Annotated in this window: 18 protein-coding genes and 3 tRNA genes; 12 read left to right on the forward strand and 9 right to left on the reverse strand. The window is 74.7% G+C overall.

Features of this window, described 5'->3' with window-relative positions; genetic code table 11:
- Positions 1-114 precede the first annotated feature (114 nt).
- The 3 genes from purF (at position 115) to GV155_RS01995 (ending at position 3,159) form a co-directional block, all read left to right on the forward strand.
- A complete protein-coding gene (gene purF, locus GV155_RS01985) occupies positions 115-1,662 on the forward strand; it encodes an amidophosphoribosyltransferase (RefSeq protein ID WP_160004742.1) in 1,548 nt (515 codons plus the stop codon).
- A 29-nt stretch (positions 1,663-1,691) separates the two neighbouring features.
- Positions 1,692-2,813 carry a phosphoribosylformylglycinamidine cyclo-ligase gene (gene purM, locus GV155_RS01990; RefSeq protein WP_160004744.1) on the forward strand — a complete coding sequence of 374 codons (1,122 nt, stop codon included), beginning with the start codon at positions 1,692-1,694 and terminating at the stop codon, positions 2,811-2,813.
- A gap of 172 nt (positions 2,814-2,985) precedes the next feature.
- Positions 2,986-3,159, forward strand: a complete 174-nt coding sequence (locus GV155_RS01995; RefSeq protein WP_160004746.1) for a DUF3073 domain-containing protein — start codon at positions 2,986-2,988, stop codon at positions 3,157-3,159.
- A 210-nt stretch (positions 3,160-3,369) separates the two neighbouring features.
- On the opposite strand, the gene GV155_RS02000 is transcribed toward GV155_RS01995, so the two are convergent.
- From GV155_RS02000 to GV155_RS02010, 3 genes are all read right to left on the reverse strand, one after another.
- Entirely contained in the window at positions 3,370-4,479 is a 1,110-nt protein-coding gene (locus tag GV155_RS02000) for a Glu/Leu/Phe/Val family dehydrogenase (RefSeq protein WP_236553862.1), read from the reverse strand.
- A 135-nt stretch (positions 4,480-4,614) separates the two neighbouring features.
- Positions 4,615-5,571: a lipid kinase gene (locus tag GV155_RS02005; protein WP_160004748.1), complete on the reverse strand. Its 957-nt coding sequence runs from the start codon at positions 5,569-5,571 to the stop codon at positions 4,615-4,617.
- A 32-nt stretch (positions 5,572-5,603) separates the two neighbouring features.
- Complete coding sequence (locus tag GV155_RS02010) at positions 5,604-6,494, reverse strand: serine/threonine-protein kinase (RefSeq protein ID WP_160004750.1); 891 nt, start codon at positions 6,492-6,494, stop codon at positions 5,604-5,606.
- Positions 6,495-6,527: 33 nt separating this feature from the next.
- Here GV155_RS02010 and GV155_RS02015 point away from each other — a divergent pair, with 33 nt between their 5' ends.
- Entirely contained in the window at positions 6,528-7,619 is a 1,092-nt protein-coding gene (locus GV155_RS02015) for a S8 family peptidase (RefSeq protein ID WP_160004752.1), read from the forward strand.
- Between the two features lie 130 nt (positions 7,620-7,749).
- On the opposite strand, the gene GV155_RS02020 is transcribed toward GV155_RS02015, so the two are convergent.
- Positions 7,750-9,243 carry a serine/threonine-protein kinase gene (locus tag GV155_RS02020; RefSeq protein WP_160004754.1) on the reverse strand — a complete coding sequence of 498 codons (1,494 nt, stop codon included), beginning with the start codon at positions 9,241-9,243 and terminating at the stop codon, positions 7,750-7,752.
- Between the two features lie 192 nt (positions 9,244-9,435).
- Positions 9,436-9,509: transfer RNA gene (locus GV155_RS02025), tRNA-Phe, on the reverse strand.
- A gap of 76 nt (positions 9,510-9,585) precedes the next feature.
- On the opposite strand from GV155_RS02025, the gene GV155_RS02030 reads away from it, so the two are divergent.
- The 3 genes from GV155_RS02030 to GV155_RS02040 all read left to right on the forward strand — a co-directional run bounded on the left by GV155_RS02030 (position 9,586) and on the right by GV155_RS02040 (position 10,465).
- Positions 9,586-9,658 (forward strand) — tRNA-Glu (locus tag GV155_RS02030).
- 189 nt (positions 9,659-9,847) lie between these two features.
- A tRNA-Asp gene (locus tag GV155_RS02035) sits at positions 9,848-9,921 on the forward strand.
- Between the two features lie 187 nt (positions 9,922-10,108).
- On the forward strand, positions 10,109-10,465 hold the full coding sequence (locus GV155_RS02040) for a metallopeptidase family protein (protein ID WP_160004756.1): 357 nt from the start codon (positions 10,109-10,111) through the stop codon (positions 10,463-10,465).
- A gap of 6 nt (positions 10,466-10,471) precedes the next feature.
- Here the strand turns inward: GV155_RS02040 and GV155_RS02045 are convergent, their stop codons facing one another.
- The 3 genes from GV155_RS02045 to GV155_RS02055 are packed head-to-tail and all read right to left on the reverse strand — an operon-like array spanning position 10,472 to position 12,215.
- On the reverse strand, positions 10,472-10,810 hold the full coding sequence (locus GV155_RS02045; RefSeq protein WP_160004758.1) for a fluoride efflux transporter FluC: 339 nt from the start codon (positions 10,808-10,810) through the stop codon (positions 10,472-10,474).
- Positions 10,807-11,208 (reverse strand): FluC/FEX family fluoride channel, encoded by a 402-nt coding sequence (locus tag GV155_RS02050; RefSeq protein ID WP_160004776.1) that lies wholly within the window; start codon positions 11,206-11,208, stop codon positions 10,807-10,809. Before GV155_RS02050 ends, GV155_RS02045 begins: the two co-directional genes overlap by 4 nt.
- Positions 11,205-12,215 carry an ATP-binding protein gene (locus GV155_RS02055; RefSeq protein ID WP_160004778.1) on the reverse strand — a complete coding sequence of 337 codons (1,011 nt, stop codon included), beginning with the start codon at positions 12,213-12,215 and terminating at the stop codon, positions 11,205-11,207. Before GV155_RS02055 ends, GV155_RS02050 begins: the two co-directional genes overlap by 4 nt.
- A gap of 256 nt (positions 12,216-12,471) precedes the next feature.
- On the opposite strand from GV155_RS02055, the gene GV155_RS02060 reads away from it, so the two are divergent.
- Positions 12,472-14,031, forward strand: coding sequence for an NAD(P)/FAD-dependent oxidoreductase (locus GV155_RS02060; RefSeq protein ID WP_160004780.1), 1,560 nt, complete (start codon positions 12,472-12,474; stop codon positions 14,029-14,031).
- 19 nt (positions 14,032-14,050) lie between these two features.
- Here the strand turns inward: GV155_RS02060 and GV155_RS02065 are convergent, their stop codons facing one another.
- Positions 14,051-14,401 carry a hypothetical protein gene (locus GV155_RS02065; protein ID WP_160004782.1) on the reverse strand — a complete coding sequence of 117 codons (351 nt, stop codon included), beginning with the start codon at positions 14,399-14,401 and terminating at the stop codon, positions 14,051-14,053.
- A 49-nt stretch (positions 14,402-14,450) separates the two neighbouring features.
- Between GV155_RS02065 and GV155_RS02070 the strand changes: the two genes are divergently transcribed.
- The 4 genes from GV155_RS02070 to GV155_RS02085 all read left to right on the forward strand — a co-directional run bounded on the left by GV155_RS02070 (position 14,451) and on the right by GV155_RS02085 (position 18,021).
- The gene (locus GV155_RS02070; protein ID WP_160004784.1) at positions 14,451-14,651 is read left to right on the forward strand and encodes a hypothetical protein; all 201 of its coding nucleotides are present in this window, start codon (positions 14,451-14,453) and stop codon (positions 14,649-14,651) included.
- A gap of 138 nt (positions 14,652-14,789) precedes the next feature.
- Positions 14,790-15,716: a phytoene/squalene synthase family protein gene (locus tag GV155_RS02075; protein WP_160004786.1), complete on the forward strand. Its 927-nt coding sequence runs from the start codon at positions 14,790-14,792 to the stop codon at positions 15,714-15,716.
- A gap of 8 nt (positions 15,717-15,724) precedes the next feature.
- The gene (crtI, locus tag GV155_RS02080) at positions 15,725-17,323 is read left to right on the forward strand and encodes a phytoene desaturase family protein (RefSeq protein ID WP_201300022.1); all 1,599 of its coding nucleotides are present in this window, start codon (positions 15,725-15,727) and stop codon (positions 17,321-17,323) included.
- Positions 17,320-18,021: a CDP-alcohol phosphatidyltransferase family protein gene (locus GV155_RS02085; protein ID WP_160004790.1), complete on the forward strand. Its 702-nt coding sequence runs from the start codon at positions 17,320-17,322 to the stop codon at positions 18,019-18,021. Before crtI ends, GV155_RS02085 begins: the two co-directional genes overlap by 4 nt.
- The last annotated feature ends 24 nt before the right edge of the window (positions 18,022-18,045 follow it).

Below are 18,045 nucleotides of genomic sequence, written 5' to 3' on the forward strand. Positions count from 1 at the left end.
GGGGAGGGTCGGCAGAGGCGCGTACGGCCGGGGGACCTCTGATGACCGAGACCATCGTACGACCGCGCTCCCCGCGACGCAGGCGGTCCGGCGATCGGGCCCTAGACTCGTGGCGTGCCCTACCTCAGTGGTCCCGGCCAGCGGCCCGGCGACGGCCGCCTCACCACCGACCTCGACCCCCAGGACCGGGGGCCGCAGGACGCCTGCGGGGTCTTCGGGGTCTGGGCCCCGGGGGAGGACGTCGCCAAGCTGACCTACTTCGGGCTGTACGCGCTGCAGCACCGCGGGCAGGAGTCGGCCGGCATCGCGGTCAGCAACGGTCGCCAGATCCTGGTCTACAAGGACATGGGACTGGTCTCGCAGGCCTTCGACGAGGCCACCCTGGACTCGCTGCAGGGCCATCTCGCGATCGGCCACTGCCGCTACTCGACCACCGGTGCGAGCACCTGGGAGAACGCCCAGCCCACGTTCCAGCCCACCGAGGCCGGCTCGATCGCGCTCGGCCACAACGGTAACCTGATCAACACCCACGAGCTCCAGGGCCTGGTCGCGGCCCTGCCCGGCACGGCCGGCGAGCTGGAGATCAACATCCGCCGCCAGGAGGGGATCACCAACGACACCGGGCTGGTCACCTCGCTGCTGGCCCACCGTCCCGACTCCACCCTCGAGCAGCGCGCCCTCGAGGTGCTGCCGCTGCTGCGCGGTGCCTTCTCGATGGTCTGGATGGACGAGGACGCGCTGTACGCCGCCCGCGACCCGCAGGGCATCCGCCCGTTGGTGCTCGGCCGCACCGACCGCGGCTGGGTCGTGGCCAGCGAGGACTCCGCCCTGGCCACCGTCGGCGCCAGCCGGATCCGTGAGGTCGAGCCCGGGGAGATGCTGGTCATCGACTCCGAGGGCCTGCGTTCGCACCGCTTCGCCGAGCCCGAGCCCAAGGGCTGCGTCTTCGAGTACGTCTACCTCGCCCGCCCGGACGCCCGGATCGCCGGCCGCAGCGTGCACGAGGCGCGGGTCGAGATGGGGCGCCGTCTCGCCCGCGAGTTCCCCGTCGAGGCCGACCTGGTGATGCCGGTGCCCGAGTCGGGCACCCCGGCGGCCTCCGGCTACGCCGAGGAGAGCGGGATCCCGTTCGGCCAGGGGTTCGTCAAGAACGCCTACGTCGGGCGGACCTTCATCCAGCCCAGCCAGACCCTGCGCCAGCTCGGCATCCGCCTGAAGCTGAACGCGCTCGAGCACATGATCCGGGGCAAGCGGATCGTGGTGGTCGACGACTCGATCGTGCGCGGCAACACCCAGCGCGCCCAGGTGCGGATGCTGCGCGAGGCCGGGGCCCTCGAGGTGCACGTGCGGATCTCCAGCCCCCCGGTGCGGTGGCCGTGCTTCTACGGCATCGACTTCGCCACGCGCGCCGAGCTGATCGCGAACGGGCTGTCGCCCGCCGAGATCGCCGCGAGCGTGGGCGCCGACTCGTTGGGCTACATCTCGCTCGACGCGATGGTCGAGTCCACCGGGCAGCCGACGGAGAACCTGTGCAAGGCCTGCTTCACCGGGGAGTACCCCGTGGAGCTCCCCGACGAGGCGCTGCTGGGCAAGCACCTGCTGGAGACCTCCCTCACCGCGCCGACCCACGGCAAGGCCCTGCCGGTCCTGAACAACCCCTGACCTCCTCCCCCGAGCACGGAGCGCGCCTGATGAGCCAGACCCACCCGACCCCGTCCGGTGTCCAGACCGGTGCCGACACGGGCACCTCGGCCTACGCCGCCGCCGGGGTGAGCATCGAGGCCGCCGACGCGGCCGTCGACCTGATGCGGGCCTCCGTCGAGCGCGCGCGTCGTCCCGAGCTGATCGGCGGGATCGGCGGCTTCGCCGGGCTGTTCGACGCCTCGGCCCTCACCCGGTTCGAGCGGCCCGTGCTGGCCACCTCCACCGACGGCGTCGGCACCAAGGTCGCCATCGCCCAGGCCATGGACGTCCACGACACCATCGGCTTCGACCTCGTCGGCATGGTCGTCGACGACCTCGTGGTGTGCGGCGCCGAGCCGCTCTTCATGACCGACTACATCGCCACCGGACGGGTCGTCCCGGAGCGGATCGCGGCCATCGTCAAGGGCATCGCCGACGCCTGCGTCGAGGCCGGCTGCGCGCTGGCCGGCGGCGAGACCGCCGAGCACCCCGGGCTGCTGGCCCCCGACGAGTACGACGTCGCCGGCGCCGCGACCGGGGTCGTCGAGGGCGACCGCCTCCTCGGCCCGGCCCGCGTACGCCCCGGCGACGCCGTCGTGGCGATGGCGTCCAGCGGGCTGCACTCCAACGGCTACTCGCTGGTGCGGCACGTGCTGCTCGGCGAGCAGGGCCTCGGCTGGTCCCTGGACCGGCACGTGGCCGAGCTCGGGCGCACCCTGGGCGAGGAGCTGCTGGAGCCGACCAAGGTCTACGCGAAGGCCTGCCTGGCCGCCGCGGCGACCAACGCCGTGCACGCGATGGCGCACGTCACCGGCGGCGGTCTGGCGGCCAACCTGGCCCGCTCCCTGCCCGAGGAGCTCACCGCCACCCTGGAGCGCGGCACCTGGACCCCCGGCCCGGTCTTCGACCTCGTCCGCACCGCCGGCGGCGTCGGTGTCGAGGACCTCGAGGCCACGCTGAACTGTGGCGTCGGCATGGTCGCCGTGGTGGCGCCGGAGGGCGTCGACGCCGTGCTCGGCGTGCTCGCCGAGCAGGGCGTGCGGTCCTGGGTCGCCGGCGAGGTCATGCCGGCCGGGACGGCCGCCGACGGCGGCTCCGTCCGCCTGGTGGGCCGCCATCCCGGTTGGTGAGACACGAGGCGGGACAGAGGCCCGTACGGCTGGCCCGCCGCGCCCTTCCCTGCCCGGGCGTGCGGTTCCGACCGGTCATTGGGTAGCGTGTCACTCACGATCACCGATGGAGACAGCCCGGTGCCCCGATCTCAGCGTCGGGCCCGGCCGAGTGTGCGAGGGGGCTGACCCTATGGGGCGCGGCCGAGCGAAAGCCAAGCAGACGAAGGTCGCCCGCGACCTGAAGTACCAGACCCACGAGACGGACTTCGGGGCGCTGGCACGCGAGCTGCACGGTGGCGAGGACGACAGCGGCAAGGCCGAGGAGCCCGACGACTGGTCGTCGGACTACCGCAGCCGCGACTGACACCTCCCCGCGGTGGGAGCCCGGGTCGACCCGTGAGGTCGGCCCGGGTTCTCGTGCGCCCGGAGGTCGGTGCGGACACCCGGGTCGACGCGCGACCTGGTGCCGCCCGCTGACACCGATCCGCGACCCGAGCCGGCGTACCTGTCCGGAACCGTCATCTCGAGGCGCCGCGAGCGTCATCTCGGCTGTCCGCGAGCGCCACCTCGGCGGTCAGGGGGTCCAGATGCCGCGCAGGCGGCCGACCTCGTGGATGCGTCGTTCGGCGACCCGGTCGGCGGCGACCGCGGGCGGGACGCCGTCGGAGGCGGCGAGCGCGAGGACCGAGCGGGTCGTCTCGAAGATCCGCGAGGCGCGCTGGTGGGCGCGGTCGAAGGAGAACCCCTCGAGCTCGTCGGCGACCTGGACCAGGCCGCCGGCGTTGACGCAGTAGTCGGGCGCGTAGAGGATCCCGCGGTCCTCCAGCACCTTGCCGACGCCGGGGTGCGCGAGCTGGTTGTTGGCCGCCCCGCACACGATCCGGGCGGACAGCGTCGCTGCGACCTCGTCGGTCAGGGCGTCGCCCAGCGCGCACGGGGCGTAGACGTCGAGGTGGGAGGCCACGAGCGCCTCGGTGGAGGCCACCACGGTGACCTCGGGGTGCTCCTCGCGGACCCGGTCCACGGTGGGGGCGTGGACGTCGGTCACCACCACCGACGCGCCGTCCTCGAGCAGGTGCCGCACCAGGTGGCGCCCGACCTTGCCGACGCCGGCGACCCCGACCGTACGACCGGCCAGCGTGGGCTCGCCCCAGACGACCTCCGCCGCGGCGCGCATGCCCTGGAAGACGCCGAGGGCGGTCAGCACCGAGCTGTCGCCGGCGCCTCCGTGGGCGGTGGTGCGGCCGGTGACGAAGTCGCACTCGCGCGCGACGAGGTCCATGTCCTCGGAGTAGGTGCCCACGTCGCAGGCGGTGCGGTAGCGGCCGCCGAGGGTCTGCACGAAGCGGCCGTAGGCCCGCAGCAGCGGCTCGGTCTTCGCCGTGCGGGGGTCGCCGATGATCACGGCCTTGCCGCCGCCGAGGTCGAGCCCGGCCAGCGCGGCCTTGTAGGTCATCCCACGGGAGAGGGCCAGCACGTCGCGCAGGGCGTCGGCGGTCGAGGCGTACGGGTGGAAGCGCGTGCCGCCGAGGCCGGGGCCGAGCGCGGTGGAGTGGATCGCGACGATCGCCCGCAGGCCGCTGGCCGGGTCCTGGCAGAAGACGACCTGCTCGTGGTCGTGCCCGTCACCGAAGGGGTCGGGCAGGGCGGGGTCGGGCAGAGTGGTCGGGTCGGCTGCAGGCACCGGTGGTCCTCCGTGTGGTCGGGCGCGCCCGGGGGTGGTGGGCGTCGGTCGGGCGGCCCGCGAGGTGGTGCGGGTCACCTCATCCTGGCAGACCGGACCGGCCGGGCCCGGGCCCGGACCCTGTCGGTGCCGGGGTCAGGGCAGACGGCGTCCCACGGGCCGGTCGAGGCGGGCCGCGGTGCCCCCGCGGGGCACCACGACGTGCACCGCGTCGTGGTCGACGCCGAAGGTCAGCGGCGTGGCCGCGACGACCTCGCCGTCGAGGTTGACCGGCATCGACGGGTCGGTGACCAGGCGGACGGCGGTCGTGGTCAGGTGGTGGACCCGGTCGTGCTCGACGAAGGTGCCGTCCTTGAGCAGCCGGGCGATGGAGACGTGGTCGCGGGCCCGGCCGCGCTCGATGGCGTAGACGTCGAGGCGCTGGTCGTCGATCGAGGCGGTGGGCGAGACGGTGGTGCCCCCGCCGTGGTGGCGCCCGTTGCCCACCGCGACCTGGAGCAGGTCGTGCAGCGCGAGGGTGGGGTGGTCGCCGTCGGGGAACTCCAGCCGGGCGGCGAACGGCACGTGGGCGCGGTAGGCGCCCAGGGTCGCCACGGGGTAGGCCAGCGGTCCGAGGCGCTTCTTCAGGCCCGGGCGGAGCCGCTCGGTGACGCCCACGGACAGCCCGACCGAGGCCACGTTGAGGAAGGCGCGCCCGTCGGCCCGGCCGAGGTCGATGTCGACGACCTCGCCCGAGATCAGGGTGTCGACCGCGGCCGCGAGGTCGCGTGGGATGCCGAGGGTGCGGGCGGCGTCGTTGGCGGTGCCGAGCGGGAGCACCCCGAGGACCACGCCGGTGCCGGCGACCTTGTCGGCGGCGAGGGCGAGCGTGCCGTCCCCGCCACCGACCACGAGGAGCTCGGGGTCGCCGGCCAGCGCCTCGTCGAGGGCGGCGGCCAGGCCGCGCCCGGTGCCGGCCGGGTGCAGCGACAGCCGGCCCCAGCGGCCCTGCGCGGCCCGGATCAGGGTCTCGGCGTGGGCGGAGCGGGCGGCGCCGGTGCGCGACGCCTCGTTGACCACCAGGGCGGTGCGGGACAGCAGGGGGGAACGCATGTGCCCGACCCTAGGAGGGCCCGATGAGGCGTTCATGAGGGGAGGCTGGGAGGAGCATGAGAGCCGGTCCCGGGCCCGGAGCGCGGTCCGGACGGGCGGCCCGTCAGGGGCTCCAGGACGGCGCGGACGTCGGCCAGGCGCGGCCGGGCGGCCGGGTCGTGGTCGACGCACGACAGCAGCAGCGCCGACAGCGCGGGCGGCAGGTGCGCGGGCGGCGTGGGGGGCCCGGGCGGTCGCCGGTGCAGCAGCGGCCAGCGGCGGCGGGTGTCCCACGTCGCCTCCTGGCCGAAGGGCTGCTCCCCGGTGAGGCACTCCAGCAGCACCACCCCGAGCGCCCAGACGTCGGTCGCGCTCGTCAGGGTGCCGCCGTGGGCCTGCTCGGGGGCGAGGTAGCCGGGGGTGCCGGCGCCCGGCCGCCCCTCGCCGGGGCGACCGGCGAGGTTGAGGTCGATCAGCACCGCCCGGCCGTGGTCCACGACGACGTTGCCGGGCTTGACGTCGAGGTGCAGCCAGTCGTGGTGGTGCAGGAACCCGAGCACCGAGGTCAGCTGCAGGCCGAGCTCGGCGACGTCCGGCACGCCCAGGGCGCCGTCCTCGACAACACGGCCCAGGGTCTGCCCGCGCAGCGTCTCGAGCACGACGGCGACGGGGTCGTCGAGCACCTCGTAGCCCCGCACCAGGTGCGGGTGGGCCAGGGTCGTGGCGATCTCGCCCTCGCGGCGCAGCGCCTCGACCACCCGGTCCTGCGCCCGGCGGTCGGGACGGACCAGCTTGATGACGCACCGGGTGCCCCGGAGCTCGTCCCAGGCGTCCCAGGTGTCGAGCCGCTTGCCGTGGGCCATCCGCTCGAGCAGCCGGTAGCCGGGCACGGTCGGAGCGGGCACGACCGGGGGGACGGCCGGCGCCGTCGGGCGGGCCCTCATGCCGGCACCGGGGCGACGGGCGGGACGGACGGGGTGGTCGACCGCCCTGCGCCGCTGGTCAGCTCCGAGCGCGCCGTCGCCGGCCAGTACGTCGTGGTGCTCGACGAGGCTGCCGCCGACCAGGCCCGCAGCGAGGCCCGCGCGGCCGTCGACGGCCAGCGCAGCGACGTCGAGCACGTCTACGGCACGCTCGGTGCCTACGCCGTCACCCTGAGCGACGCCCAGCTGGCCGAGGTCCGCCGTGACCCGCAGGTCGAGTTCGTCCAGCAGGACGCCCGCGTCAGCATCTCGGCGACGCAGAGCAACGCCACCGGTGGCCTGGACCGCATCGACCAGCGCACGCTGCCGCTCTCGCGCAGCTACACCTACAACCGCACGGGCTCCGGCGTGCGCGCCTACATCATCGACACCGGCATCTACGCCGGGAACCGCGAGGTCAGCGGCCGGGTCGCCCCCGGGGTCACCGCGATCAACGACGGGCGCGGCAGCAGCGACTGCAACGGTCACGGCACGCACGTCGCCGGCACCGTGGGCGGGACGACGTACGGCGTGGCCAAGGCGGTCACGCTCGTGCCGGTCCGCGTCCTGGACTGCCAGGGCAGCGGCACCAGCTCCGGCGTCATCGCCGGGATGGACTGGGTGGCCGCCAACGCGACCCGGCCCTCCGTGGCCAACATGAGCCTCGGCGGCGGTGCCGACGCCGCCACCGACACCGCGGTGGCCAGGATGGTCTCCGCGGGCGTCACCACCGTCGTGGCCGCCGGCAACGAGAACACCGACGCGTGCACCTCCTCGCCGGCGCGCGCCGCCTCGGCGATCACCGTCGCGGCCAGCACCTTCAGCGACACCCGTGCCTCGTTCTCCAACTACGGCTCCTGCGTCGACCTCTTCGCTCCCGGCCAGAGCATCACCTCGGCCTGGATCGGCAGCACCACGGCCACGAACACCATCTCGGGCACCTCGATGGCCTCCCCGCACGTCGCCGGCGTCGCCGCCCTCTACCTCCAGGGCAACCCCTCGGCCACGCCGTCGACGGTGACGAGCGCGCTGCTCGGCAACGCCACGAGCAACGCGGTCAGCGGTACGAACGGCTCGCCGAACCGGCTGCTCTTCTCGTCCTACTGAGCCGTACGACGAGCCGCACCGGCTCGACCCACGACGCCCTCGCCGGCCACCGGCGGGGGCGTCGTGCCGTACGGCCGGGGGTCGGCGGCGCCGGAACCGTCATCTCGAGGCGCCGCGAGCGTCATCTCGGCTAGACAGCCTCGTCGTCGCCGATCACGAAGCCGTCGCCGGCGGGGTCGAGGTAGAGCCGGCGGGTCTCGGTCTGGGAGCTGCCGTCGGTCGTGTAGGTGACCTGGACGTCGACCGTGGTGCCGTCGTCGGCCACCGTGGTCGAGCCGACCGAGACGGCGTCGACGGTGCGCCAGAAGCCGGCGTACGACTCGAAGGACGTGGACGACCGGTAGCTCGGGGAGAGCTGGGAGTAGGCGGCCTCGAGGTTGTCCGGCAGCTGGGCGTAGTACGACGTGGCGAACGCCGCGGCGTCACCGGTCGGCTCCGGCTCGGTCGACTCCGACTCCGACTCGGTCGGCGACGGGCTCGACGGCTCGGGCTCCGGCGGGGGCGCGGTGCTCGAGGGCGGCGCCGACGTCTCCGGCTCCTGGGTCGGCGTCGGCTCCTCGGTCGGCGTCTCCGAGGGGGTGGCCGACGGGGACGGCGTGGGGTCCGTCGTGCCGGCGACGGGCTGGGCCTCGTCCCGGCCGAGCTGCCACACCACCCCGCCCAGGAGCAGCACGAGCAGGACCGCGGCGGCGACCAGCCAGCCGCCCCGACCTCGGCGGGACCGTTCCTCGGTCGGCTGCGCCGGCGGCGGCGCGGGGTCGACGGGCGCAGCGACCGGCACGACGGCGGGCGCGGCGGCTGCGGCGGCAGCGGGTGCGGGGTCCCCACGTCGGACCGCCTGCAGCGACGCGACGACCGCCCCCATCGAGGGCCGCGTGCCGGGGTCGTGGTCCATCATCCGCGTGATGTCGTCGGTGAGCGGTCCGCCGTGCTGCGGGACCGGGGTCGGCTCGGAGACGATCGCGTTCAGGACCGCCAGCGCGTTGTCGCGGTCGGCGTACGGCCCGACGCCCTCGACGGCGGTCCACAGGGTGGCGCCGAGCGCCCACACGTCGGAGGCCGTGCCGCCGCTCTCGCCGCGGGCGGCCTCGGGGGAGAGGTACGACGGGGTGCCGGTGACCAGGCCGGTCCGGGTGAGCTCCACGTCGCCGTGGGTGCGCGAGATGCCGAAGTCGGTGATCTTGACGTGGTCGTCGTCGGTGATCAGCAGGTTGCTCGGCTTCACGTCGCGGTGCACGGTGCCGCGGGCGTGGGCGGCGGCGAGGCCCTCGGCGGCCTGCGCGCCGAGCCCGGCGACCCGGACGGGGTCCAGCGGACCCTCCTGGGCGACGATCTCGGCGAGGGTGCGCGAGGGGACGTACTCCATCACCAGCCAGTTGCCGGTCTCGTCCTCCACGGCGTCGTAGATCGCCACCACGTGCGGGTGGTTGAGGGCGGCCGAGGAGCGGGCCTCGCGCAGCGCGCGGGCGACGTCGAAGGTCGTCTCGCCCGGCAGCGCCCCGATCTGCTTGACCGCCACCTGGCGTCCCAGCACCTCGTCGCGGCAGAGCCACACGGTGCCCATCCCGCCCCGGCCGACCGCGCGGTCGACCAGGTAGCGGCCGGCGATGGTCCTGGGTGGCATGCGCTCCTCCGTACGTCCTCGTGCCCGGGCGGGCTGGTCCGGCGACCCGGGGTGGTCGGCCCATCATGACGGGCCCGGCCGCACCCGGCGCCACCCCGAGGACCGAAGCCGCCTCTTCCGGGGGAACGCAGAACGCCCCCGCCGGTGACCGGCGGGGGCGTTCGTCCAGGTCCAGGACCTGGGTGCTGCTCGTGGGCAGGGGCGGGGTCGAACCGCCGACCTTCCACTTTTCAGGCGGACGCTCGTACCGACTGAGCTACCTGCCCGAGCGACGGTCACCATACCGGAGCCCGGGTCCCGGACCGCAACCGGACCGCGTGGTCCTAAGATGTGGCCGGCCTGGCCCCCATCGTCTAGCGGCCCAGGACCCCGCCCTTTCACGGCGGTAGCACGGGTTCGAATCCCGTTGGGGGTGCTGCGACTCGTCGCTCCGCGACGGGTCGGTCCCCTCGGACGACCCGCATGGCACGAGCGGCGCCGGGGCCGCGGGACGCGGGTGCGGGGGGGTTCGACGAGCCTGAGTTGGGCGGCGTGCCCGCCGTGGGTTAGAGTCCTACCGCTTCGTCCGCGAGGCCCGATCCGGGCTGCGCGGAAGAGCAAACCTGGCCCCGTAGCGCAGTTGGTTAGCGCGCCGCCCTGTCACGGCGGAGGCCGCGGGTTCGAGTCCCGTCGGGGTCGCAGGATGATGCCCCGGACCACCTGGTCCGGGGCATCAGTGCGTTCCGGGCGCGTTGCTTGCTGCCGTACGGGCGCAATTGCGCCGTTGCAGCACATCTCGGCCGGGCGAATCAGTCACAACCACGCAATTGCGGAGTTCCGACATGGCCCGCCCACCGCGTTTCGGTCCTCGGGGAGGATGGGCGGCGTGCCTCTCGACATCAGCCCCGAGGAGTTCGAGCGCTTGGTCGACGCCGCGCTCGACGAGATCCCCGACGCGCTCGCGGAGCGGGTCAGCAACGTCGTGGTCCTGGTGGAGGACCATCCGCCGGCCGACCAGCCGCAGGACATCCTCGGCCTGTACGACGGCGTCGCCCTGACCGAGCAGGAGGGCGGCAACCTGGCCCGCCTGCCGGACCGGATCTTCGTCTTCCGGCTGCCGCTGCTGGACTACTGCTCGACGCCCGAGGAGCTGGTCGAGGAGGTGCGGATCACCGTCGTGCACGAGATCGCCCACCACTTCGGCATCGACGACGACCGCCTGCACGACCTCGGCTACGCCTAGGCCACCTCAGCGCGCGAGCACCGCGAAGGCCACCACGCAGCCGAGCAGGCTCAGCACGAGGGTCCCGACGGCGTACGCCGTGCCCCGCACCCCGCCGATCCGATGGGTCTGCACCGCGAAGCTCGACCACGTGGTCAGCCCGCCGCAGAACCCGGTCGCCAGCAGCGCGTAGGCGCTGCCGCCCAGGGCCAGGGCCGCGAACGCGCCGAGGAGGGTCGAGCCGAGCACGTTGACCAGGAGCGTGCCCCACGGCAGCGCCCGGTCGAGGTGGTGCGCGGCCACGAACCGCAGCGGGGCGCCCACGGCCCCGCCGAGGGCCACCAGCAGCAGGTCGAGGGCGCTCACTCGTCACCCTCCTCGTCCTGCTGTCCGTCGAGGACCGACGACACGACGTGGACGGCGATCAGGCCCACGGCCAGCGAGCCCCCGACGTACGCCGCCGCGGTCACCGTCTGGTCGGCGGCCAGCAGCGCACGGGTCTGGTCCGAGACGGCCGACAACGTGGTGAACCCGCCGAGCAGGCCGGGCCCGAGCCCCGCGGCCAGCACCGAGGAGCGGCGGACGACGCCCAGCACGGGGAGCGCGGCCAACGCGGCGGCCCCGACGAGGTTGATCGCGAACACCGCCCACGGGAAGTCCGCGGGGCCGGCCGGGACCGTCTCGCCGACCACCGCACGGAGCACGCACCCGAGCGCGCCGCCGACGGCGACGGCCGCGACCGCCGCCGGAGCCGGGCCCCTCACGGCGCGGTCGACCGCGACGGCTCGTCGCCGGCGTCGTCGCCGGCCGCGTCGCCGGCCCCGGGAGCCTCGTCCCAGCGCCGCGCCGCCGCCCCGGCGCCCTGCGCCTCCAGCTCCTCCAGGAACCACCGCTGGAAGCGGCGCTGCTCGCGGTCCCGGGCCAGCGAGAGCAGCCGCTCCTCGCGGCAGAAGACGTCGGCGGCCTCGAGCAGCTCGGCCAGCCTGCCGAGCTCGGCTGCGCCCTCGCGGGTCAGGTCCACCCGCAGGTCGACCGCGGTGTCGGCGCCGGTGTGGTCGTGCACGGCCGCGTCGGCGGCGTCGGCGATGTCGGCGACGGCGAGCAGGAGCCCGTCGTACGCCGGGGCGTCCAGCGCCGTGAACAGCTCGGACAGGTCGCGGGCCAGCGGGTACGTCGTCGCGTGCGCCAGCGCCAGCAGCCGTACCTCGCGCCGCAGCTCGCGGTAGTGCCGCACGAAGGCGACGTGCAGCCGCAGCGGCACGCCGTGCAGCACGAAGGTGCGCACGCCCGCGCGGTCGAGGGCACGGCGTCGCTCGGCCTGCCCGGCCAGGCCGGTGACGACCCCCTCGGTGGCGACGTCCTCGACGTCCTCGGCCGGCTCGAACCAGACGACCTTGCCGTCGTCGTCGATGTCGGCGCCCCAGGCCCGCGAGACGCGGGCCACGATGCCCAGGCCGCGGCCGAAGGTCAGCAGCGCGTCGTCGTCGAGGCTCCCGAGCAGGGTGACCTCCGCTCCGCCGATCCGGGGCGCGTCGGTCGAGGCGTCGCGGACCTCCACGCGCGGGTGGGCGGTGGTGCCGGCCATCCCGACCTGGATCGGGGTGGAGCCGTGCAGCAGCGCGTTGCTCACCAGCTCCGAGACGCCGACCTCGGCGCACTCGGCCAGCTCGGGTCGTCCGAGGTCCCGGCACCGGCGTACGACCCAGCGGCGCGCGTCCTGCACGCTCCGTGGCCCGGGGGCCAGGGCGATCTGGGGCGGGGTCGACGTCACGAGGTTCCTCCGAGTGTGGTGGCCGTCGGGGGCCAGTGTGGACGGTTTACCCGCAGGGGTGGCATGTCAAGCCACCCCGCGGACGCGCGCGTGTCGTGACTGGTCGCGCCGGGGCGTACCGGAGCCCGCTGACCTGCGACGACGTCGCCGGGTGCGGACCCGGGACCCGTGTGACCGATGAGACGACCCGGGCGACTGGCACCACCCCCGGCTCACGCGAGACGATGGGGGTGCACCCCGAGGAGACGGAGCACCCATGAGCTCGACCCAGGACGGACACGACGTGACGCAGCCCCAGCACGAGACCACCCAGCTGGTCGACCACGGCAACGCGGGCGACGCGGGCGGGGGCGACGGCCAGCGGCACCGCGTCGTCGTCATCGGCTCGGGCTTCGGCGGCCTCTTCGGCACCAAGGCCCTCAAGGGCAGCGACGTCGACGTCACGATGATCGCCAAGACCACCCACCACCTCTTCCAGCCGCTGCTCTACCAGGTGGCGACCGGGATCCTCTCCGAGGGCGAGATCGCGCCGCCGACCCGCGAGGTGCTCAGCCGGCAGAAGAACGCCCGCGTCCTGCTCGGCGAGGTGACCGACGTCGACCTCGGCGCGCGCACCGTCACCCACCACGTCCTGGGCCGCCAGACCGTCACCCACTACGACTCCCTGCTGGTCGCCGCGGGCGCCGGGCAGTCGTACTTCGGCAACGACCACTTCGCCGAGTTCGCCCCCGGGATGAAGAGCATCGACGACGCCCTCGAGCTGCGCGGACGCATCTTCGGCGCCTTCGAGATGGCCGAGGTCGGCGCCGCCAAGGGCGAGGACGTCGACCACATGCTGACCTTCGTGGTGGTCGGCGCCGGCCCGACCGGCGTCGAGATGGCCGGCCAGATCGCCGAGCTGGCCCACCGCACGCTGCGCCGCGACTTCCGCTCGATCAACACCCGCTCCGCGCGGGTCGTGCTGGTCGACGCCGCCCCGCAGGTGCTCCCGCCCTTCGGCGCCAAGCTGGGCGAGAAGTCGAAGAAGGAGCTCGAGAAGCTGGGCGTCGAGGTCAAGCTCGGCGCGATGGTCACCGACGTCGACGAGCGCGGTCTCGTCACGCAGTACAAGGACGGCCACTCCGAGCGGATCAACTCGATCACCAAGATCTGGGCCGCGGGCGTGCAGGCCAGCCCGCTGGGCAAGCAGCTGGCCGAGCAGACCGGGGCCCCGGTCGACCGGGCCGGTCGGATCGGGGTCAACCCCGACCTGACGCTGCCGGGCTACCCCGAGGTGTTCGTCGTCGGCGACATGGTCTCCCTCGACAACCTGCCCGGGGTGGCGCAGGTGGCCATCCAGGGTGCCAAGTACGCGGCCAAGGAGATCGACAACCGGCTCGACAACAAGCCGGCCCAGAAGCCCTTCAAGTACTTCGACAAGGGCTCGATGGCCATCATCAGCCGCTTCCGCGCCGTCGCGCTGGTGGGCAACGTCCGGCTGACCGGGTTCATCGCCTGGCTGATGTGGCTCGCGGTGCACCTCGTCTACATCACGGGCTTCAAGAACCGGATCACCGCCGTGCTGCACTGGTTCATCTCGTTCCTCGGCCGCGGTCGCTCCGAGCGCACCTCGACCGAGCAGCAGATCTTCGGGCGCAACGCCCTGGCCAGGTTCGACCGCGGGGCCGTCGACCTGGTGTCCGAGCCGGGTGCCTACGAGGCGGCGCAGGTCATGCTGGAGGCCACCCGACGCTCCGAGCTCGAGGCGGCGGCCGCCGAGAACGTCCGGCTGACCGACGCCGGCGAGCGCGGCGTACGCATGGAGGAGCGGGTCTGACCCGCGTCGGCCGGCCCGGTCAGGGCCGGTCGACGACGTCCGGGCGGTAGTGGGCCAGGACCCGGGTGAAGTGCGCCGGGTCCACCACGGAGGAGTCCACGACGTACGGCGGGCGCCCCCGCCGCGCGAAGACGACCTTCCAGCCGCGCCGACCGGGCGTGCCGACCACCTCGATCGGGGTCGCCCGGCTGGCCAGGTCGCAGCGCCAGGTCTCCCCGTTGCGGGTGACGGTGAGCTGGCCGCCCTCGACGGCGAGGCGGGCGACCGAGGTCGAGGACCGGACCGCCCACAGCACCAGGGTGAGCGCCACGGCGATGCCCACCGGGACGAGGTCCGCGGCCGCGAGGTCGGTGCGGTTCTCGTACGTCACCCGCGCCAGGAGACCGGTGCCGGCCAGCGAGACGAGCAGGAGCAGGCCCGTGACCAGCCGCGCCGTGCGGCGCGGGCGGAACGTCGGCCGGGCGAGGTCCTCGTCGACCGCGGCCGGCAGCTCGGGCTGGGCGGCCCTGCGGACGGGCGCGGCGGCGACCGGGTCGGGCGCGGGTGAGGGCGGCGGCTCCGGTGGCGGCTCCGACGAGGCGAAGGAGGCGATGACGGCGTTCCTCGAGCGCAGGCGCTGATCCGAAGGGGCCAGCCCACCCGTTCCGGGGGCGCCTCCTGGGGTTCGGCCCAGCCTGGCACGCCGACCGCCCGCGCGCCCCCGGAACGGGTGGGCTGGCCCCTTCGTGCGGATGGGACGATGGGTCACGGAGGGATCGATGACACGGGTGCGCAGCAGGTTGCGTCGGGACGGGTCGGCGCGGGCGCCGCACCTGGCCTACGACGACGTCGCGGACGCGAGCGCGGCGCTGGTCATCGGGGCGTACTCCTCCTCCTTCGGCCTGGCCTCCCGCCTCCTCGGCGCGCGGGTCCGCCCGCACGTGCGCAATGTGTACGCCCTGGTGCGCGTGGCCGACGAGGTGGTCGACGCCCCGCGTCCGGGCCAGCCCGTCAGCGACCGCGCCGCCGCGCTCGACGACTTCGAGCGCGAGACGCTGGCGGCGCTGGAGACCGGTGCCAGCACCAACCTGGTCGTGCACGCCTTCGCCCGCACCGCGCGCACGTGCGGCATCCGCGCCGACCTGGTCCGACCGTTCTTCACCTCGATGCGCACCGACCTGGAGCTCGAGCAGCACGACGAGGGGAGCCTGCGGACCTACGTCTACGGCTCCGCGGAGGTGGTGGGCCTGATGTGCCTGAACGCGTTCCTGATCGACGACCCGGACCGGGCCCGACGCTACGACGCGCTCGCGCCGGGCGCCCAGCGCCTCGGCGCGGCCTTCCAGAAGGTGAACTTCCTGCGCGACCTGGGGCAGGACGCCGACCAGCTCGGACGCCGCTACCTGCCCGGGATCGACCCCGACGCCCTCGACGGCAGCGCGGTGAACGGCTGGCTCGACGACGTCGACGCCGACCTGCGCGCCGGCGCCGCCGTCGTGCCGGCACTGCCGCGGAGCAGCCGGCTGGCCGTGTGCGTGACCCACGACCTCTTCTCCGAGCTGTCCCGCCGGCTGCGCGAGACCCCCACGGCCGACCTGCGGGCCCGGCGGGTCCGCGTGCCCGGCCCGGCGAAGGCCCGGCTCGCCGGCGCCGCGCTGGCCCGCGACGGCCGCCCCCGTGACGCGACCCTGGTGGGGGCGTCATGAGCGGCGCCGTGACGAAGCGGGTCGTCGTGGTGGGCGGCGGCGTGGCCGGCTTGGCCACCGCCGCGCTGCTCGCCGCCGACGGCCACGACGTCGAGCTGGTCGAGAAGAACGACGACGTCGGCGGCCGCGCGGGCTCCTGGTCCACCGACGGGTTCCGGTTCGACACCGGGCCGTCGTGGTGGCTGATGCCCGAGGTGTTCGACCACTTCTTCCGCCTGCTCGGGACCACCACCGCCGACCAGGTGACGCTGGGGCGGCTCGACCCCGGCTACCGCGTCTTCCACGACGGGCACGAGCCGCTCGACATCGCCGCCGACCAGGCCGGCAACCGGGCGCTCTTCGAGTCCGTCGAGCCGGGGGCGGGCGCGGTGCTCGACGACTACCTCGACTCCGCGCGCGAGGTCTACGACCTGGCGGTGCAGCAGTTCCTCTACACCTCCTACGACTCGACGGCTGCCTACGCCGGTCGTCGCATCCTGACCAACGCGCCGCGGCTGGCCGGGCTGCTGACCCGCTCCCTGGAGAGCCACGTCGCCTCCCGGTTCTCCGACCCGCGGCTGCGCCAGGTGCTGGGCTACCCGGCGGTCTTCCTCGGCTCGTCGCCGGACCGGGCGCCGTCGATGTACCACCTGATGAGCTCGCTCGACCTCGCCGACGGCGTGCTCTACCCCGAGGGCGGGTTCACCACGCTGGTCGAGGCGCTGCTCCGGGTCGCCGAGCAGCACGGCGTACGGGTCCGCACCGGCACCGCCGCGACCGCGATCGAGACCCGGGCCCGGGGCGGCTCCGGGGTCGGGTCGCGGCTGCCGGGCCGCAGGCGTACCGAGGTCTCCGGGGTCCGCGTCCGCGACGCCGACGGCGAGCGGGTGCTGCCCGCCGACGTGGTCGTCGGCGCGGCCGACCTGCACCACGTCGAGACGACGATGCTGCCGGCCGCGCTGCAGACCTACCCGCAGACGTGGTGGGACAAGGCGGTCTCCGGGCCAGGCGCGGTGCTGGCCTACCTCGGCGTGCGCGGGGAGGTGCCCGAGCTGGCGCACCACTCGCTGTTCTTCACCGACGACTGGAAGACCAACTTCGACGCCATCTTCGAGCAGCCCACGCGGGTGCCCGACCCGGCCTCGATCTACGTCTGCCGCCCGTCGGCCACCGACGGCTCGGTCGCGCCGGAGGGACACGAGAACCTGTTCATCCTCGTCCCCGTGCCGCCGGACCCCGGCCTGGGCCACGGCGGGCTCGAGGGTGCCGGCGACGCGGCCGTCGAGAAGGCGACCGACGCCGCGATCGACCTCGTCGCCCGCTGGGCCGGCGTGCCCGACCTCGCCGAGCGCGTCTTCGTCCGCCGCACGATGGGCCCGGGCGACTTCGTCACCGACCTGAACGCGTGGTCCGGCGGCGCGCTCGGCCCCGCGCACACGCTGCGGCAGAGCGCGCTCTTCCGAGCCGGGAACAGCTCGAAGAAGGTCGCCGGGCTCTACTACGCCGGGTCCAGCACGGTGCCCGGCATCGGGCTGCCGATGTGCCTGATCAGCGCCGAGCTGGTGCTCAAGCGGCTGCGAGGCGACCGGTCGGTCGGCCCGTCGCCGGAGCCGTCACCGGAGTCGTGAGCCGCGAGGAGGCGTACGCGCACTGGTCCCGGCTGCACGGCGGGCTCGACCCGCGGACGTCCTTCTGGGTCGCCGGGTGGGTGCGCCTGAGCCACGCCTGCGCGCGGCCGCTCGCGCGCCGCGGGGTGCGCCCGGACACCGTGACGGTCGTGGGCGTGCTGGTGACCGCGGTCGCGGCGGGCCTGGCGGCGCTCGGCGACGGGTGGCCGCTGGTCGCGCTGGTGGTCCTGGTCGGCGCCGCCGTGCTCGACGGCGTCGACGGTGCGCTGGCCGCGCAGACCGGCGCCGAGTCGGCGTGGGGGAGCGTCCTCGACCCGCTCGCCGACCGGGTGGCCGACCTGCTCGCGCTGCTCGCGCTGGTGGTGCTGGCCGGGCTCTCGGGGGCCGCGGTGGCGCTGGGGGTGGCCGCCGGGGCGCTCACGCTGCTGCTCGAGTCGGTGCGCTCCACCGCCCAGGTCGCCGGGATGTCCGGCCCGGGCGCGGTCACGGTCTGGGAGCGGCCGTCACGCGTGATCGTGGCGGCGTTCGGCTTCCTGGCCTGCGGCATCGCGTGGGCGGCCCGGCGGGCCGGGGTCGAGGTGCTGCCCGCGGTCGACCAGGCCGCGCTGGCGACCACCGCGCTCGCGGTCGCCGTCGCGCTCGGCGCCGCGGGGCTCGTACGCCTGCTCGTCGCCGTCCGCCGCGCCCTGCCGAGATGACGCTCGCGGCGGGCCGAGATGACG

This window comes from Nocardioides sp. AX2bis, from assembly GCF_902506435.1.
In the GTDB taxonomy this organism is placed as follows: Bacteria; Actinomycetota; Actinomycetes; order Propionibacteriales; family Nocardioidaceae; genus Nocardioides.

Coding starts and splice junctions, on each gene's coding strand:
- GV155_RS02010 (WP_160004750.1), bottom strand. CDS start 6,494: ATGAGGGCCCGCCCGACGGCGCCGGCCGTCCCCCCGGTCGTGCCCGCT.
- GV155_RS02005 (WP_160004748.1), bottom strand. CDS start 5,571: ATGCGTTCCCCCCTGCTGTCCCGCACCGCCCTGGTGGTCAACGAGGCG.
- purM (WP_160004744.1), top strand. CDS start 1,692: ATGAGCCAGACCCACCCGACCCCGTCCGGTGTCCAGACCGGTGCCGAC.
- GV155_RS02060 (WP_160004780.1), top strand. CDS start 12,472: ATGAGCTCGACCCAGGACGGACACGACGTGACGCAGCCCCAGCACGAG.
- GV155_RS01995 (WP_160004746.1), top strand. CDS start 2,986: ATGGGGCGCGGCCGAGCGAAAGCCAAGCAGACGAAGGTCGCCCGCGAC.
- GV155_RS02075 (WP_160004786.1), top strand. CDS start 14,790: ATGACACGGGTGCGCAGCAGGTTGCGTCGGGACGGGTCGGCGCGGGCG.
- GV155_RS02020 (WP_160004754.1), bottom strand. CDS start 9,243: ATGCCACCCAGGACCATCGCCGGCCGCTACCTGGTCGACCGCGCGGTC.